At 58.4% G+C, this 17246-nt stretch carries 16 protein-coding genes; 11 read left to right on the top strand and 5 right to left on the bottom strand.

What is annotated here, in order from left to right; translation table 11 throughout:
• Positions 1–9: 9 nt before the first annotated feature.
• Positions 10–996 carry a DUF2125 domain-containing protein gene (locus AB9K37_RS03745; protein ID WP_369835612.1) on the bottom strand — a complete coding sequence of 329 codons (987 nt, stop codon included), beginning with the start codon at positions 994–996 and terminating at the stop codon, positions 10–12.
• 63 nt (positions 997–1059) lie between these two features.
• Here AB9K37_RS03745 and AB9K37_RS03740 point away from each other — a divergent pair, with 63 nt between their 5' ends.
• The 3 genes from AB9K37_RS03740 to AB9K37_RS03730 all read left to right on the top strand — a co-directional run bounded on the left by AB9K37_RS03740 (position 1060) and on the right by AB9K37_RS03730 (position 4832).
• On the top strand, positions 1060–1590 hold the full coding sequence (locus tag AB9K37_RS03740) for a gamma-glutamylcyclotransferase (RefSeq protein ID WP_369835611.1): 531 nt from the start codon (positions 1060–1062) through the stop codon (positions 1588–1590).
• A gap of 71 nt (positions 1591–1661) precedes the next feature.
• On the top strand, positions 1662–2873 hold the full coding sequence (locus tag AB9K37_RS03735) for a biopolymer transporter ExbB (protein WP_369835610.1): 1212 nt from the start codon (positions 1662–1664) through the stop codon (positions 2871–2873).
• Between the two features lie 3 nt (positions 2874–2876).
• Positions 2877–4832, top strand: a complete 1956-nt coding sequence (locus AB9K37_RS03730) for a peptidoglycan -binding protein (protein ID WP_369835609.1) — start codon at positions 2877–2879, stop codon at positions 4830–4832.
• 30 nt (positions 4833–4862) lie between these two features.
• Here AB9K37_RS03730 and AB9K37_RS03725 read toward each other — a convergent pair whose 3' ends face one another.
• The 3 genes from AB9K37_RS03725 to gloB form a co-directional block, all read right to left on the bottom strand.
• Complete coding sequence (locus tag AB9K37_RS03725) at positions 4863–5819, bottom strand: M23 family metallopeptidase (RefSeq protein ID WP_369835608.1); 957 nt, start codon at positions 5817–5819, stop codon at positions 4863–4865.
• A complete protein-coding gene (gene clpA, locus AB9K37_RS03720) occupies positions 5820–8156 on the bottom strand; it encodes an ATP-dependent Clp protease ATP-binding subunit ClpA (protein WP_369835607.1) in 2337 nt (778 codons plus the stop codon). It abuts the gene before it with no gap.
• Between the two features lie 155 nt (positions 8157–8311).
• Entirely contained in the window at positions 8312–9082 is a 771-nt protein-coding gene (gene gloB / locus AB9K37_RS03715; RefSeq protein WP_369835606.1) for a hydroxyacylglutathione hydrolase, read from the bottom strand.
• 62 nt (positions 9083–9144) lie between these two features.
• Here gloB and AB9K37_RS03710 point away from each other — a divergent pair, with 62 nt between their 5' ends.
• The 7 genes from AB9K37_RS03710 to AB9K37_RS03680 all read left to right on the top strand — a co-directional run bounded on the left by AB9K37_RS03710 (position 9145) and on the right by AB9K37_RS03680 (position 15465).
• Positions 9145–9894 (top strand): class I SAM-dependent methyltransferase, encoded by a 750-nt coding sequence (locus AB9K37_RS03710; protein ID WP_369835605.1) that lies wholly within the window; start codon positions 9145–9147, stop codon positions 9892–9894.
• A gap of 250 nt (positions 9895–10144) precedes the next feature.
• Positions 10145–10705 carry a F0F1 ATP synthase subunit delta gene (locus AB9K37_RS03705; protein WP_177218625.1) on the top strand — a complete coding sequence of 187 codons (561 nt, stop codon included), beginning with the start codon at positions 10145–10147 and terminating at the stop codon, positions 10703–10705.
• A complete protein-coding gene (atpA, locus tag AB9K37_RS03700; RefSeq protein WP_369835604.1) occupies positions 10706–12244 on the top strand; it encodes a F0F1 ATP synthase subunit alpha in 1539 nt (512 codons plus the stop codon).
• Between the two features lie 18 nt (positions 12245–12262).
• Positions 12263–13135, top strand: coding sequence for a F0F1 ATP synthase subunit gamma (locus AB9K37_RS03695; RefSeq protein WP_369835603.1), 873 nt, complete (start codon positions 12263–12265; stop codon positions 13133–13135).
• A gap of 21 nt (positions 13136–13156) precedes the next feature.
• A complete protein-coding gene (gene atpD / locus AB9K37_RS03690) occupies positions 13157–14578 on the top strand; it encodes a F0F1 ATP synthase subunit beta (RefSeq protein WP_072704827.1) in 1422 nt (473 codons plus the stop codon).
• A 22-nt stretch (positions 14579–14600) separates the two neighbouring features.
• Complete coding sequence (gene atpC / locus AB9K37_RS03685; RefSeq protein ID WP_072704830.1) at positions 14601–14999, top strand: ATP synthase F1 subunit epsilon; 399 nt, start codon at positions 14601–14603, stop codon at positions 14997–14999.
• A gap of 115 nt (positions 15000–15114) precedes the next feature.
• Positions 15115–15465, top strand: a complete 351-nt coding sequence (locus tag AB9K37_RS03680) for an H-type lectin domain-containing protein (RefSeq protein ID WP_293709705.1) — start codon at positions 15115–15117, stop codon at positions 15463–15465.
• On the opposite strand, the gene AB9K37_RS03675 is transcribed toward AB9K37_RS03680, so the two are convergent.
• Positions 15462–16484, bottom strand: a complete 1023-nt coding sequence (locus tag AB9K37_RS03675; RefSeq protein WP_072704836.1) for a ribose-phosphate pyrophosphokinase — start codon at positions 16482–16484, stop codon at positions 15462–15464. The two genes, AB9K37_RS03680 and AB9K37_RS03675, sit on opposite strands and share 4 nt — an antisense overlap.
• 102 nt (positions 16485–16586) lie before the next feature.
• Here AB9K37_RS03675 and AB9K37_RS03670 point away from each other — a divergent pair, with 102 nt between their 5' ends.
• Positions 16587–17186 carry a 2-hydroxychromene-2-carboxylate isomerase gene (locus AB9K37_RS03670; RefSeq protein WP_369835602.1) on the top strand — a complete coding sequence of 200 codons (600 nt, stop codon included), beginning with the start codon at positions 16587–16589 and terminating at the stop codon, positions 17184–17186.
• Positions 17187–17246: the final 60 nt, after the last annotated feature.

Here is a 17246-nt window from a genome sequence, read left to right as displayed (position 1 = left end):
TTCAGCCCCTTAGCGGGGGCTGAGACGAGGTGCCGGACCTAGCGACAGCTGGCCGATTTTCATCATGCCATCCACCAAGGTCAGCGTGCCGTCAAACTCTCGCGGATCGCCGCTACTGGCGGCCAACATGCCAACCATCATCCTGGTCGATTGTGCTTGGGCATGGCTGATCGCGCCGGAGTTTGCGATGTCGCTGATCATTTGATCCCAGTTCTGTAATTTGAAATCCAGAGCGCCCGAAGGAACGCCCATGTCATCAAATTCAAGCGTGCCGCTGGCCGCAACCTGAAGCGAGGCCCAATGGATGTCGGCCGAAACGATCTCTACCTTGGATGGAGAGGGTGGTGCGACTGACGCAGTGCTTGCGTCAATGGGCTCAGCAAAGGTCATGCGCGTGTCGAGCGCGAGGGTTTCAAAGCGGTCCGGCAGAGTGATTCCACCCACGAGCGGCAGTTTCAGTGACATTTGGTCCGCCGAAACTGCGATCTTGTAGTCAGAGATTGCCCCGGCTTCGCGTTCTGCCGCGAATTTGAAGTCCTGCGCGGACCAAGACCCACGATCGGACTTCGCTTCGATTCCTTTGCCGACGAGCGACAAACGATTGAGGATGTCGCTGTCATCGCTATTCAGAACGACGCTCGCACGCAAATCTTCGTGCCGTAGGGTCGCGTTGATGAATGGGGTCTGCACAATCTGGCTCTCGGGCCAAATGGCGATCATGTGCGAAGGCTTGTAGACCAGCGAAAGCAGTTGGAAAAAAGGCGCGGACCACTTCACGCTACCCTCTTGATTCACAAGTGTAACCTCGTCCAGCGTGGTGTCGACACGGTTCGGGAAGCCGGCCACGGTAAGGTCACTGTAGGATGCCTCCCAGCCGTCTTGCTGCTTGGCTGTGAACCAATTCTCGATCGCGGCTCTCTTTTGACCAGAGGCATAAAACCAAAATCCGGACCATAATCCGGCTAAAATAACTGTAATCGCAATAAGGCGTTTCATGCCCTTACCCTTTCTAAAAATCTGCCCCCTGTTTACAGACGCTAGAAAAAGGAGGCCAGCATCATGAGCATGTGGGTATTCGGATATGGGTCACTTCTGTGGAATCCAGGTTTTGAGGTCGCGGAAAAAAGGCTCGCGACCCTAGAGGGCTATCATCGGTCATTCAGTATGCGCTCGGTCACCCATCGGGGAAGTCGCGATGCGATGGGTCTTGTTCTCGCGTTGGACGCAGACGTCGCGGCGACATGCGACGGTCTGGCGCTGCGGGTGGCTCCGGGCACGGAAGACGCGACACTGGACTACCTGCGCGAACGCGAGTTGGTGACGGCAGCCTATTTGGAACGGCACCTGCCGGTGCATCTGGAGGATGGCCGATTGGTCGAGGCGGTGACCTATATTATCGATCCCGATCATGGCCAATATTGTGGCGGTTTGCCACTAGAGGATCAGGCCCAGATCATCGCACGCGCACGGGGCAAGATGGGGCCGAATTGGGAGTACCTCTATAATACCGCATCGCAACTCCGCGAATTGGGAATTTCAGATGCAGATTTGGACTGGCTCGAGAACCGAGTGCGCGAGATCATTGGATAATCCTTTGCGCTTTGGTGCTTAGTCCCTATGGTGAGGTCGGATTTCAACTACGAGGGCAGGGGGCGTCACGCATGAACCGCGAGTCCGAGCCGCATTTTTCTCAGCCGATCCGGCAGATTTTCTTGATGGTCGTCGCTTTGGGTTTGACCGGAGCAGGGGCCTCTTTCGCGTATGGCGTGGTCCGCCCACTGTTCGTCGCGAACCCGTGGTTGAACGGAACGATTGCGCTGGTCTTTGTCTTTGGGGTGTTGGCTTGTTTCGTTCAGGTCGGGCAGCTGATTGCATCTGTACGCTGGATTGAAGCTTTTGCCGGAGACCGAAGCGACGCGTCGGTCCGAACGCCGCGTCTGCTAAAGCCTCTGGCTGCGCTGCTCTCGTCTCGTGGCCACCGGATGAAGATCAGCTCGACTGCGGCACACTCTATTCTGGACAGCCTTGCCACTCGGATCGACGAAGCACGCGAGATCACGCGCTACGTGGTCAATCTGCTTATCTTCCTAGGTCTGCTCGGGACCTTCTATGGTCTGGCAACGACGGTGCCTGCGGTTGTGGACACAATCCGCAGCCTTGCACCGGCGGATGGGGATAGCGGTTCGGAAATGTTCTCGCGCCTGATGACCGGTCTCGAAAGTCAGCTTGGCGGTATGGGCGTGGCATTCTCCAGCTCGCTGCTCGGTCTCGCTGGATCGCTCGTCGTGGGCTTGCTCGAGTTGTTCGCGGGCCACGGCCAGAACCGCTTTTATCGCGAACTCGAAGAGTGGCTAACCTCGATCACGCGTCTTGGGTACGTGGGCGATGGCGAGGGCGCGAGCCCAGAGCAAGGCGCAATGGTGCAGGTCCTAGAGCAGATGGCCGACCAAATGGAGCAAATGCAGTCTGCGCTGATGAACTCTGACAAGCAGAGCAATTCTCTGGACGCCCATCTGGGGCAACTGACCAGCGCCGTGGACCGGATGAGTGAGAAGTTGGCCGTGGTTGACAACAGCGACCTGGCTCATGGGCTACAGCGCATTGCGCAGGGCCAGCAGCAGGTCGTTGATGCGCTTCATATGGCAATCGCGCAGGGCCAACAGCAAGGGGGCGAGAGCGCTCCTGACGAAGAGACGCGAATGCGGATCCGGTCGATCGACCTTCAGATGCTGCAATTGCTCGAGGACATGAAGGCCGGACGACAGGAAACCCTGTCGGAATTGCGGACGGACATCGCGGCCCTGACACGCGCGGTTCAGCGCCTTGGAACGTCGGATGGTGCCGTGTCGCGCCGGATGCGGGACGAGGGGTAAGCCATGGCTCTGTCGCGTAGAACGGGCCAACGGTTTCAGGGCTCGATCTGGCCGGGTTTCGTCGATGCGATGACCGGCCTTTTGTTGGTGCTCATGTTTGTTTTGACGATCTTTATGGTCGTCCAGTCTGTACTGCGCGAACAAATCACCGGACAAGAAAGCCAGATTCAGGATCAAGAAATCCAACTAGATGCCTTGGGGACAGAGGTCGCGGCTCTGGCTCAGGCCCTAGGGTTGGCCGAGACCAAGTCAGAAGGGCTAGAGACCCGCATCGGCGAATTGACGGCAACGTTGTCGGACACCCGCGCCGAGATCGCCGCCCGCACCGAAGAATTGGCCGAGGCACAGGATGCCATCACGGCCTTCGAATCGCGGGTGGCATCTTTGTTGTCTGAGCAGTCCAACCTCGAGGCTGAGCGTGACAGCCTGAACGCATCGCTTCTGAGCGCACAAGAAGAACTGGATGCCAAGGCTGAAGCTGCCGCTCTGGATGCGGCCAAACGCGCAGCGCTAGAGGCGATGGTGCAAGATCTGGAGGCCCAGTCCGCAGAGCAGGCGGCTGCACTGTCCGAAGCTGAAGCCGCGAGATTAACCGAAGCCGAGGCCGCTGCGGCGTTGCGCAAGCGATTGGAAGAGGCGGATACAGAACTGACCGCCATGACCTTGGCGCTCGAGGCGCAGCGCAAAGAGGCAGAAGACACTCTTACCAAACTGGCAGCCGCCAATGCAGTGCAAGACGATCTGAACAAGCGATTGGCGACGGTCATACTGGCGCGAGATGCGCTGAAGGACGAACTGGATACCCTTGCTGCGCAAAGTGCGCAGAGCGACGAAGCCCGATCAAAGCTTGAGAGCCGCTTGCAGGCAGCGCTCGCCAGCGAGCAGGATTCGCAAGAGGCGGCCGCTCGGGTGGCCAGCCTAGAGGAAGAGGTGGCTGCCGCATTGGCGGCCCGTCAGGATACCGAAGCAGAACTGCAGCGACTGCGTGAAGCGGGTATTTCGCTGGACGATCAGTTGGCAGCTGCGTTGGCGATGCAAGCGCAGGCCGAAGGGCGCGCAGAGGCAGAAGCCTCTCGTGCTGCCGATGCCGAAGCGGCGTCGGACAATTTACGGGAACAGCTGGCCGCCGCGCTTGCTGAACAAGAAGCGGCGACCTCTCAGTTGACCGCGGCTGAACAACGCGCTGCATTGCTGGCCACCGCGCAGGAGGCACTGGCAGGGCAAGAAGCAAAAACCGCCGAAGCCGAGTTGAAGGTCGAGTTGCTAAACCAGCAGCTATCGGCGCTGCGAAGCCAGTTAGGTCAGCTTCAAGGGTTGCTGGATGACGCCAAAGAAAGAGACGCAGCCGCTCAGATCCAATTGCAGTCCCTGGGCACTGATTTGAACGCCGCACTGGCGCGTGCTGCCGCCGAAGAGCGTCGTCGCCGCGAGTTGGAAGAAGCCGAGAACGCACGCCTCGCCGAAGAAGCTGCGCGTCTTGCTGCCGAGGCCGAGGAACTGGCGCGCTATCGCTCTGATTTCTTTGGCCGGCTTAGGGACCTTTTGGGCAGCCAAGAGGGCGTGCAGATCAAGGGCGACCGTTTTGTCTTTTCGTCCGAGGTTCTTTTCGATCAGGGCGATGCGACCCTGTCGGGCGAGGGTCGTGCGCAGGTCGGCAATGTTGCAAGCATCCTGAGAACAGTTGCGAACGAAATCCCCGAAGGGATCGACTGGATCCTCCGTGTCGACGGACACACAGACAACATTCCCCTATCGGGAACCGGCGAGTTCGCGGATAACTGGGAATTAAGTCAGGCCCGCGCTCTGTCAGTTGTGCGTTATATGGTAGACGACTTGGGCATTCCGCCCAACCGTCTTTCGGCCAACGGGTTTGGCGAGTTCCAGCCTATCAATCCAGAGAATTCTACCGAAGCCCGCGCTCAGAACCGCCGCATCGAGCTGAAGTTTACTGAGCGATAAGAAAAGGGCACCAAACGGTGCCCTTTGAGCTTAGCGGTGGATTTCGACTTGTGTGACGCGTCTGTCCAGCTCTTTGCCATCCCGAGAGAGGGTAATTTGCCCCGTATAGCGCCCTGTGGGCCAGCCGCCGCTCGGCGCCTTGCGTCCCCCGGCTCGGAAATACTGTGCTTGATGTTTGTCCAGCGTGACCTCTTGATCGAAGATCTCGCCATAAGGGCCGGTGATCGAGAACGCCATCACATCGCCGGGCTGAGACCCAAAGGCAAAGCCCCACAGCACGACAGGATCGGTGCGGGTGATGTCAGGCTCAGGTAACCCATCTTTGATGGCATCATAGGCAGGCACTTCATTGTCAAAGCCTAGGGTGTAGAGCGCAGTTGGCTGATAGCTGATTGGTTCTGCCCAAAGCGCCAAGCTGCTATCACCGCAGGCCGCGGTGTCTGGGGCAAAGGGATCTACCACCTCGCCGTTGTGGCGAACCGAAAGGTGCAGGTGGGGGAACTGCGTGCGACCGCTAAAGCCGACCTGGCCCAAGGGTGACCCTGCTGCGACGGTATCGCCCGTTTTTACCGACACTGTCCCCAAGGCCATGTGGCAGTACTGGGTTTCCCAGCCATCGCCATGATCTATGACGACGCCGTTGCCGCAGTCACGCCCCTCAACCTGTTCTGGCGGGGTGTCGTCGAGCCCGAGGTCTGGCATCCCATCTCGGACACCACGTACGGTACCATCTGCCGCTGCCAGAACAGCGACACCAGCGCGGCGATCTTGATGGGTCGGAAGGGCGAAGTCTGTGCCCTTGTGCCCATCGTAGCTCAGGCTTCCGCAAGTGAAGTCAGACGAGGCTTCGCTGGGATCTCGATCGGTGTATTGCTGGATAAAACAGGTTTTTCCTAAAGTGCAGTCGATGGGAAGTTGCAGGGAAATATCCTGCGCCAGAAGCGGAGAAGCCCCCGCCGTTATGGCGAGGGCAATCAAATGTTTCATTTAGTTTGCCGTGAGTAATGGAGGCTTTTTGCCAGAAGTTAACCGTTTGCTATCCGGTCCCGAGATTTCGAGCTTCAGCTCGCCGTCCTCGACACTGACCTTGACGATGCCGCCTTTGGTCAACTGACCGAACAACAGCTCCTCGGCCAGCGGCTTCTTGAGGTTCTCCTGAATGACACGACCCAGCGGGCGGGCGCCCATCTTGTCGTCGTAGCCCTTGTCGGCGAGCCATTCGGCAGCGGGCTGGGTCAGCTCGATATGGACGTTGCGGTCCATGAGTTGAGCTTCCAGTTGCAGAACGAACTTTTCTACGACCTGCAGGATGACCTCTTTGGGCAGCGGACCAAAGCTGATCACCGCATCCAGACGGTTGCGGAATTCCGGAGTAAAGGTGCGCTCCACGGCGGCGGTATCTTCGCCCTCGCGGCGGTCGCGGCCAAAGCCGACAGCGGCCTTTGCCATATCCGCAGCACCCGCGTTCGAGGTCATGATCAGAACCACGTTGCGGAAGTCCACGGTGCGACCGTTGTGGTCGGTCAGACGCCCGTTATCCATGACCTGAAGCAGAATGTTGTAGACGTCGGGATGCGCTTTCTCGATCTCGTCAAGCAGCAGGACGCAGTGTGGGTGCTGGTCCACGCCATCGGTCAGCAGACCGCCTTGGTCAAAGCCAACATAGCCCGGAGGGGCACCGATCAGACGGCTGACAGCGTGCTTCTCCATGTACTCGGACATGTCAAAACGCAGGAGTTCCACACCAAGCTGATCAGCCAGCTGTTTCGCGACCTCGGTCTTACCCACGCCGGTCGGACCCGCGAACAGGTAGTTGCCGATGGGCTTCTCGGGTTCACGCAAGCCAGCACGGGACAGTTTGATTGCGCTGGACAAGGCGACGATGGCATCGTCTTGACCAAAGACCACGCGCTTCAGGCTGTTCTCCAGATCCTTCAGAACCTCGGCGTCGTCTTTGCTGACGTTCTTTGGGGGGATGCGGGCGATCTTGGCGACGACGCCTTCGATCTCTTTGACGCCGATGGTTTTGCGGCGCTTCGACTCTGCCACCAAGTGCTGTGCAGCGCCTGCCTCGTCGATCACGTCGATCGCTTTGTCAGGCAGCTTTCGGTCATTGATGTAGCGCGACGACAGTTCCACAGCAGACTTGATCGCGTCCGAGGTGTAGCGAATGTCGTGGTGCTCTTCGAAGTAAGGCTTGAGGCCTTGCAAGATCTTGATGGTGTCTTCGACACTGGGCTCCGACACGTCGATTTTCTGGAAACGGCGGCTCAGCGCACGATCCTTTTCGAAGTGCTGGCGGAACTCTTTGTAAGTGGTGCTGCCCATGGTGCGCAGCTTGCCGCCCTGAAGCGCGGGCTTCAGCAGGTTCGAGGCGTCCATCGCGCCACCAGAGGTCGCGCCCGCACCGATGACGGTGTGGATTTCGTCGATAAAGAGAACCGCGTCGGGGTGATCCTCGAGTTCGGTCACAACGGCCTTCAGACGTTCCTCGAAGTCACCACGGTAGCGGGTGCCAGCCAGCAGTGCGCCCATGTCCAGCGAGTAGATGATGGTGTTTTTCAGGACATCAGGGGTCTGGCCCTTGATGATCTTGCGCGCCAAACCTTCGGCGATGGCAGTTTTGCCCACACCTGGATCACCCACCAAGAGCGGGTTGTTCTTGCGGCGGCGGCAGAGCACCTGAATGCAGCGCTCGACTTCTTCGCCGCGACCGATCAGCGGATCCACATCGCCTTTGGTGGCTTTCTTGTTCAGGTCCACGCAATATTTGGCCAGCGCAGATTCCTTGTTTTCGCTCGGGTTCGGGCCTTCACGTTCGACATTCTGGGCCTCTTCCTGCTCGGACGCGCCGGTAACAGGACGGCTTTCGCCAAACGAGGGGTTCTTGGCGACGCCGTGGGCGATAAAGTTCACCGCGTCGTAGCGGGTCATATCCTGCTCTTGCAGGAAGAACGCGGCATTCGATTCGCGCTCGGCAAAGATCGCGACCAGAACGTTCGCGCCAGTGACTTCGGTGCGGCCCGAGGACTGCACATGGATGGCGGCGCGCTGGATCACGCGTTGGAAAGCAGCGGTGGGGACCGCTTCGGAACCATCGACTTCGGTGACTAGGTTGGAGAGGTCATCATCAATATATTCGACGAGCGTGCTCTTGAGTTCGCTCAGGTCCACATTGCACGCGCGCATGACCTGAGCCGCATCGGGTTCATCAATGAGGGCCAGCAACAGGTGCTCCAGCGTCGCGAACTCGTGCGAGCGCGCATTGGCGAGGGCCAATGCCGAATGGATTGCCTGTTCGAGAGTATTCGAGAATGAAGGCACTGGGGGTGCTCCTCTTGATCGGGGTCAGAGGGGCCCGAGGCCCCAACCAACCGTGGCCTGCATAAGTTAAAGTTTGGTCGTTCCGCGCGGCTCTTCAAGAGAAAACTTGGAATTATCCGACCAAATAGGATTACGCGGATGATCTTTGTGATGGGTTAAAAGGCATCTTTCATCGCGCGGATACGAGCAAACACTGAGGAATCTGCTGCATGAACCATGCCAAGCGACTCTTTCACATCACTGTTACTCGCCCGCAAAAACGGATTCGTTTTAAGCTCTGTTTCGATTGAAGCCGGCACCGTGGGCTCATCCTTGGCGCGTTTTTCGGTAATTTCTTCGGCGCGGTTTTGCAGATCAGGATTCTCTGGCTCGACTGTCAGAGCGAATTTTGCATTGGATGCGGTATATTCATGGCCGGAGTACACCAAGGTTTCGGGGGGCAAGGCGGCCATTTTGGACAGGCTTTCCCACATCATCTCGGGGGTGCCTTCGAACAAGCGGCCACATCCCAGCGCCATAAGGCTGTCGGCGGAAAAGAGCGCTGCGCTCTCGGGGAAATAAAAGGCGATGTGACCGACCGTGTGGCCTGACACATCTAGAACTTGGCCTGTTTCCGAACCAATCTGCACGACACTGTCTTCTTTAACCTTGAGGTCGAGCGGCGGCATACGGTTTTGGTCCGCCTCGGCACCAACAACCCGCGCTTGGGGGAAGCGCCCTAGCATGTCGGGCAGGCCTTGAACGTGGTCGTGATGATGGTGGGTCAGAAGAATGATATCGGCCGACCAGCTCTTGGCATCCAAGGCGTTTAGAATGGGGCCGGCGTCGGGAATGTCGATGACCGCGGTTTCGCCCGTTTCAGGGTCGTGCGCCAAATATGCGTAATTGTCCGCAAGGCAGGGAACTGTAATGATCTCGAGGGGCATGGCGTTTCCTGTCGCTATTGCTATTGTTCCCAAGAGACTGACCGAAGGGGCACCAAGGCGCAATGCATCTGGATGTGCAAGATCTGCGAAATTTCTACTATCGCAGCGCTTTGGGGCGGGCCGCGCAGCGCGTGATCCGCGACGAAGTCGTGCGCCTCTGGCCCGAAGCGCGGGGACAGTCTGTTCTGGGATATGGCTTTGCTGTTCCCCTTTTGCGTCCTTATCTGCAGACGGCGCGCCGTGTGACTGCGCTGATGCCGGGCCCCCAAGGGGTGATGTCATGGCCTGCTGGGATGCCGAACGTCTCTGTCCTTTGTCAGGAAGCCAACTGGCCGATCGAGACGGGACATATCGACAAGCTGATCGTCATGCATGGGCTTGAGACTTCTGAGCAGCCGGATTTGGTGTTGGAAGAGGCGGCGCGGGTTCTGGGTCCGGGCGGAAGTGCCATCTTTATTGTGCCGAACAGGGCTGGTGTCTGGTCCCGTCGGGACACCACGCCTTTCGGCTTTGGACGCCCCTTCAGTGCAAGCCAACTCGAGGTGCAGCTTCAGCGCAGCGGATTCCAGCCAAAGCGTACCAGCGCGTTACTGCACCAGCCGCCCTCCCATCGCCGATTCTGGCTGCGCTCTGGTCCGTTGATCGAGAAAGTTGCACGCACCGCCGGTGCCGGTCTTCCGGGGGGAGTCATTTTGCTAGAGGCGCAGAAACTCACACAGGAACCCTCTGGGGGCGGAACGGCAGTTGCGACGCGTCCGCTCAAGGTACTTGCTGGTTTGGCTGCGCCCGAGGCGAAACCCGCCGGCGCCTGAGGGAATCGCTGCTTGCCTCAAAATGTGTCACGAATGCGGCACAAGGTAGCGGCGCACGAGATTAATTTGCCCATCTCAACAAATGCTAGCGCCATCTACTACTTTAAAAGTGTGATCCAATGTTGCGAGGTCCGTCACCCTCTGCTAAGTCCTGCGCGATTTCGATGCCCGTAGGGATAGGACCTACGGGCAATAACGCCCCCGATACGGCAATTTGACGGGTCGGGGCCAAGACATCGGAAGGGTGGACGTGTCCGAACCAGCTTCGATCTCCTTCGGCATCGCGCAACGCTATGCCTCTGCCGTATTTGATCTCGCCCTCGAGACCAAATCGCTCGACTCCGTTGAGAAGGACGTTGACGCGCTGGCTGCCGCATTGGCAGGTAGCGATGATCTTCGTGAACTGATCAACAACCCCGTTTACACGCGCGAAGAGCAAGGCGCTGCGATTGCAGCCGTTGCAACTCAAATGGGCGTGAGCAGCATCGTGAAAAACACGCTGGAGCTGATGGCTTCCAAGCGCCGTTTGTTCGCCATGCCGCAGCTGATCGCAGCTATGCGCGAGAAAATTGCAGCCTACAAAGGTGAAGTCACCGCTGAGGTTGTCAGCGCCACGGCTCTGTCCGACGCGCAAAAGGACAAACTTGCAGCCGCTCTGAAAGAGAGTGTCGGCAAGGACGTTAAGATTGAAGCCGCCGTTGATGAAGCTCTCATCGGTGGTCTCGTTGTTAAGGTGGGCTCGAAGATGGTCGATACCTCGATCCGCTCCAAGCTCAACGCCCTACAGAATGCAATGAAAGAGGTCGGATAAATGGGTATCCAAGCAGCCGAAATTTCTGCGATCCTAAAGGAGCAGATTAAAAACTTTGGCCAAGACGCCGAAGTGGCCGAGGTTGGCCGCGTTCTTTCCGTCGGTGACGGTATTGCGCGCGTTCACGGTCTGGACAACGTTCAGGCTGGTGAAATGGTCGAATTCCCCGGTGGCATCCAGGGCATGGCGCTGAACCTTGAAACCGACAACGTCGGTGTCGTTATCTTTGGTTCGGACCGTGACATTAAAGAAGGTGACACCGTTAAGCGCACCAACTCGATCGTGGACGTTCCCGCCGGCGAAGGCCTGCTGGGTCGCGTTGTCGACGGTCTGGGTAACCCGCTGGACGGCAAAGGCCCCGTTGTATTCTCGGAGCGCCGCGTTGCTGACTCCAAAGCACCGGGCATTATTCCCCGTAAATCGGTTCACGAGCCCATGGCGACCGGCCTCAAAGCCGTCGACGCGATGATCCCGATCGGCCGTGGCCAGCGCGAGCTGATCATTGGCGACCGTCAGACCGGTAAAACTGCCGTTGCTCTGGACGCGATCCTGAACCAGAAGTCCTACAACGACGCTGCTGGCGGCGACGAAAGCAAGAAGCTGTACTGCATCTACGTTGCGGTTGGCCAGAAGCGTTCGACCGTTGCTCAGCTTGTGAAGAAGCTCGAAGAAACCGGCGCGATTGAATACTCGATCGTCGTTGCGGCTACCGCTTCGGACCCCGCACCCATGCAGTTCCTGGCGCCCTACGCCGCGACCGCAATGGCTGAGTACTTCCGTGACAACGGCAAGCACGCCCTGATCATCTACGATGACCTGTCCAAGCAGGCTGTGTCGTACCGTCAGATGTCGCTGCTGCTGCGCCGTCCCCCGGGACGTGAAGCGTACCCCGGCGACGTTTTCTACCTACACTCGCGTCTGCTCGAGCGTTCGGCGAAGATGGGTGACGATCACGGCGCAGGCTCGCTGACCGCGCTGCCGATCATCGAAACTCAGGGCGGCGACGTTTCGGCGTTTATTCCGACCAACGTGATCTCGATCACTGACGGTCAGATCTTCCTCGAAACTGACCTGTTCTACCAGGGCATCCGTCCTGCGGTGAACACCGGTCTGTCGGTTTCGCGTGTGGGTTCGTCGGCTCAGACCAACGCAATGAAAACTGTTGCAGGTCCGGTTAAGCTGGAACTGGCTCAGTACCGCGAAATGGCTGCATTTGCTCAGTTCGGCTCGGACCTCGACGCCGCAACCCAGAAGCTGCTGAACCGTGGTGCGCGTCTGACCGAGCTGATGAAACAGCCTCAGTACGCACCGCTGACCAACGCTGAAATCGTCTGCGTGATCTTTGCCGGTACTCAGGGTTACCTGGACACCGTCGCAGTAAAAGACGTTGGCCGCTACGAAGCTGGCCTGCTGAAGTTCCTGCGCACCCAGAAGAAAGACCTTCTGGACTGGATCACCAACGAAGATCCCAAGATCAAAGGTGATGCAGCGGACAAGATCAAAGCGGTTCTCGACGAATACGCCAAGACCTTCGCATAAGCCCGAAAGGACTGGATTATGCCAAGCCTTAAGGACCTCAAAAACCGGATCGAGAGCGTGAAATCCACGCGCAAGATCACCAAGGCCATGCAAATGGTGGCCGCCGCAAAACTGCGGCGGGCACAGGATGCAGCCGAGGCAGCACGCCCCTACTCGGAGCGTTTCAATGCTGTCATGGCAAGCCTTGCAGCATCGGTTGGTGGTTCTGACACGGCACCCCGCCTTCTGGCGGGGACCGGGTCGGACCAAGTACAACTTCTTATCGTGATGACCGCGGAACGTGGTCTTTGCGGCGGCTTCAACAGCTCGATCGTGAAACTGGCCCGTCAAAAGGCAGCGGAACTGAAAGCAGCTGGCAAAACGGTCAAGATCCTGACTGTCGGCAAAAAAGGCCGCGAACAGCTCAAGCGTGATCTGGGTGATCTCATGATCGGCCACGTGGACCTCTCCGAGGTGAAGCGTATCGGTTATGACAACGCACAGACGATCGCAAAGGACGTGCTGGCGCGTTTCGATGCTGGTGAATTCGACGTAGCGACCATCTTCTACGCCCAATTCCAGTCGGTGATCTCGCAGATCCCGACCGCACAACAGATCATCCCCGCGCAGTTCGAAGCGACTGCCGAGGAAACCGGTCCGCTCTATGACTACGAGCCCAGCGAAGAGGCCATTCTGGCTGACCTGCTGCCGCGCGGCGTCGCGACCCAGATCTTTGCTGCTCTGCTGGAAAACGGTGCATCGGAGCAAGGCGCTCGTATGTCGGCAATGGACAACGCGACCCGCAACGCGGGCGACATGATTGACCAGCTGACCATCGAATTTAACCGCTCGCGTCAGGCCGTCATTACGAACGAGCTGATCGAAATTATCTCGGGCGCTGAGGCGCTCTAAGGAAATCGGAGAAACAACGACATGGCAAACGCAGTCGGCAAAATTACGCAGGTCATCGGCGCTGTCGTTGACGTGCAGTTTGAGGATGCCCTTCCGGCAATTCTGAACGCGCTCGAGACTGACAACAATGGTAAGCGTCTGATCCTGGAAGTTGCGCAGCACCTCGGTGAAAACACCGTGCGTACTATCGCGATGGACGGCAGCGAAGGTCTGGTTCGTGGTCAGGCAGTGACTGACCTTGGCCAGCCCATCTCGGTGCCCGTAGGCAACGCAACTCTGGGCCGCATCATCAACGTCGTGGGCGAGCCCATCGACGAAAAAGGTGAACTGGCCGCGACCGAAACCCGTGCGATCCACCAGCCTGCACCCGAATTCATCGAGCAGTCGACTGCTTCGGAAATTCTGGTGACCGGCATCAAGGTGATCGACCTTCTGGCGCCCTACTCCAAGGGTGGTAAGATTGGTCTGTTCGGCGGCGCCGGCGTGGGCAAAACCGTTCTGATCATGGAACTCATCAACAACATCGCAAAAGTGCACTCGGGCTTCTCGGTGTTCGCAGGTGTTGGCGAGCGTACTCGTGAGGGCAACGACCTGTACCACGAGATGATCGAATCGAACGTTATTAAGCCCGACAACCTGTCGGAATCGCAGGTTGCTCTGGTTTACGGCCAGATGAACGAACCTCCGGGAGCACGTGCACGTGTTGCTCTGACCGGTCTGACTCTGGCAGAACAGTTCCGTGACCAGTCCGGTACTGACGTTCTGTTCTTCGTCGACAACATCTTCCGCTTCACTCAGGCGGGTTCGGAAGTTTCGGCTCTGCTCGGTCGTATTCCTTCGGCGGTGGGCTACCAGCCGACCCTGGCGACCGACATGGGCGCCATGCAGGAACGCATCACCTCGACCAAGCAGGGTTCGATCACCTCGATCCAGGCCGTTTACGTTCCCGCGGACGACCTTACCGACCCCGCACCCGCGACTACCTTCGCACACCTCGACGCAACAACCGTTCTGTCGCGTGCGATTTCGGAACTCGGCATCTACCCCGCGGTTGACCCGCTGGACTCGTCGTCGCGTATCCTCGATCCGGGTATCGTTGGTGAAGAGCACTATCAGGTTGCTCGTGACGTTCAGGGTATTCTGCAGAAGTACAAGTCGCTGCAGGACATCATCGCCATCCTTGGCATGGACGAACTGAGCGAAGAAGATAAGCTGACCGTTCAGCGTGCGCGTAAGATCCAGCGCTTCCTGTCGCAGCCCTTCGACGTTGCGAAAGTCTTCACCGGTTCGGACGGTGTTCAGGTTCCGCTGGAAAAAACCATCGCGTCGTTCAAAGCGGTTGTTGCTGGCGAATACGATCACCTGCCCGAAGCAGCCTTCTACATGGTTGGCGACATCGACGAAGTGATCGCAAAAGCCGAGAAGCTGGCAGCTGCTGCCTAAACCCTGCGGAAGGAGGCCCTGAATGGCTGATATGGTTCAATTCGATCTGGTCTGCCCCGAGCGTAGCCTCGCATCGGGCAAAGCCAGCGAAGTACTGATCCCCGGCGCCGAGGGCGAACTGACCGCGGGCCCCGGCCACGAGCCGATGCTGACCACTCTCCGTCCCGGTTTCCTCCGGGCGGAGCTGGAAGGCGGAGCGAAAGACTTCGTTGTGACCCACGGGTTCGTCGAAGTTTCGGCTGAATCGGTTTCGGTGATCGCCGAGCGCGCTTTTGCAGCAGCCGACGTTGCCCGCCCCGATCTGGAAGCGATCCTCTCTGAGGCGCGTGAACGGATGGAGCAGGCGGCTGAGGACGAAGAGCGTCACGGTCTGGAACGCTTTGTTGCCGATCTGGTGCACTTGATCGACCAGATGGACTAACGTCCACCGACAAAAACTATACGAAAGGCCCGCCTTGCATTCAGAAGGCGGGCCTTTTAGTTTTTCTGGCTAAGGTTAGTTTTATTTAAATAAGTTACGCGGTATCTGAAGTGGCATGAAGCGTCTCAATACCTTTCAGGTCGGAATCGACAGCGGCGATATTGTGCTCTTTTCGGATTTCGAAGAGGGCGGAGAGATGTGGCGTGGCTCTGGCCCGCGTGACCGCGTGAAAAAGATCAAATTTTCTGCGCAATATCAGGACCCGCCTTCGGTGACGGTCGGTCTGTCCCTGTGGGATCTGGACTCGGACACCAACGTGCGAGTCGAGATCACGGCCGAGAATATAACTGTTCGGGGATTTGATCTGGTGTTCCGCACGTGGGGGGACACCCGTATCGCCCGTGCTCGGGCGTCGTGGCAGGCCATTGGCAGCCTGCCACACGAGGATGACTGGCAGCTCTATTAAGCGCCGTTGCCGTTATACAGGCCTTCGTAGATCGGAACGAGCGTATCGGTTTCGAACAGCGACGACACAGAAGTACCATTCCAAATGTTCAGAATGCCCTGCGCAAACACGGGGGCGGTGGGAACGATCCGGATATTCGGGCAATCGAGGATTGCTTGGGTCGGCTCGATAGTGTCGGTGATCACGAGGCTCTTCATGACCGACTTGCTGACACGCTCGACCGCAGGGCCGGACATAACGCCGTGGGTGATGTAGCTGTGTACCTCGGTCGCGCCTGCGTCCATCAGAACCTCAGCAGCTTTGCAGAGGGTGCCAGCAGTGTCGCAAAGGTCGTCAACGATGATACATTTCTTGCCTGTCACGTCACCGATCACTGTCATTTCTGCAACTTCACCGGGCTTCTCGCGGCGTTTGTCGACGATTGCCAGCGGGGCGTTGATCCGCTTGGCCAGTTCACGTGCACGGGCCACGCCGCCAACGTCGGGCGAGATCACCATGACGTCTTCCATGCTGCCGAAGTGGTGTTGGATATCCAGCGCGAAAATCGGCGCGGCGTACAGGTTGTCGACGGGGATGTCGAAGAAACCCTGAATTTGCGCAGCGTGCAGGTCCATGGTCAGGATCCGCTCGATGCCGGCACGGGTCAGCATGTTGGCAACCAGCTTGGCGCTGATAGGGGTACGGGCCTTGGTGCGGCGGTCCTGACGGGCATAGCCGAAGTAAGGGATCACTGCAGTGATGCGACCGGCCGAGGAGCGACGCAGCGCGTCAGCCATGATCAGAAGTTCCATCAGGTGGTCGTTCGCCGGCTTTGACGTCGACTGGATGATGAACATGTCTTCGCCACGGACGTTCTCGAAAACCTCGACAAAGATTTCGGCATCGTTAAAGCGTTCAACACGGGCATCGACCAGACCCACATTCATTCCGCGGTGCATCGACATGCGACGTGCGATGGATTTTGCGAGGGTCATGTTGGCATTGCCAGAAATCAGCTTAGGTTCGGTGAGAGAGGGCATGAGCTGCGTCCTAGAAGGGGAGTTATGACGGATTCGTGACGTTGGCTTCGCTTAACACGCGGTAACCTTCACGCCAAGCAACGGAAGCACGGGAGGGCTCCAATGCCGCATATCGACTACTACTTTTCAACCTTGTCACCCTATGCTTACCTCGCCGGACAACGTCTGGAAGAGATCGCCACGAAACATGGCGCGGGCATCACGTACAAGCCTCTGGACATCATGGCACTTTTCCCGCGAACGGGGGGTGCCGCGCCCAAGGATCGACATCCTGCGCGGCTTGAGTACCGTGCGCAGGAATTGCCCCGTCAGGCCAAGAAATCGAAACTGCCGTTTAATTTTCGCCCGATGTTCTGGCCTACAAATGCGGCTCCGTCGAGCTACGCGATCATCGCCGCGCAAAACGCCGGAGCCGGTGATGTCGGCGCGTTGGTCCATGCGATTCTTCGGGCGTCGTGGGCCGAGGAAAAGGACATTGCCGAAGATGGGGTTGTTCGCGCCGCGCTAGAGGCCTGCGGGTTTGATCCCAAGCTCGCGGATAGCGGATTGTTGGTCGGGGCAGAGACCTATGCCGCGAATCTGGAAGAGGCGGTGTCACAGGGGGTCTTTGGCTCGCCATTCTACATTGTGGACGGGACCGAGAAGTTCTGGGGGCAGGATCGGCTGGATGATCTGGATGCCTTCTTGTCTGGCGAATTGTGATCCTAGATGTGGTGCCCCTGCGTGTTGGCCGGGGAGCATTTTGATCTGCGAGCTTATAAT

Source organism: Donghicola sp. XS_ASV15 (genome assembly GCF_041224595.1).
Lineage (GTDB): Bacteria > Pseudomonadota > Alphaproteobacteria > Rhodobacterales > Rhodobacteraceae > Donghicola.
This window is presented reverse-complemented; position numbering and strand designations above follow the sequence as displayed.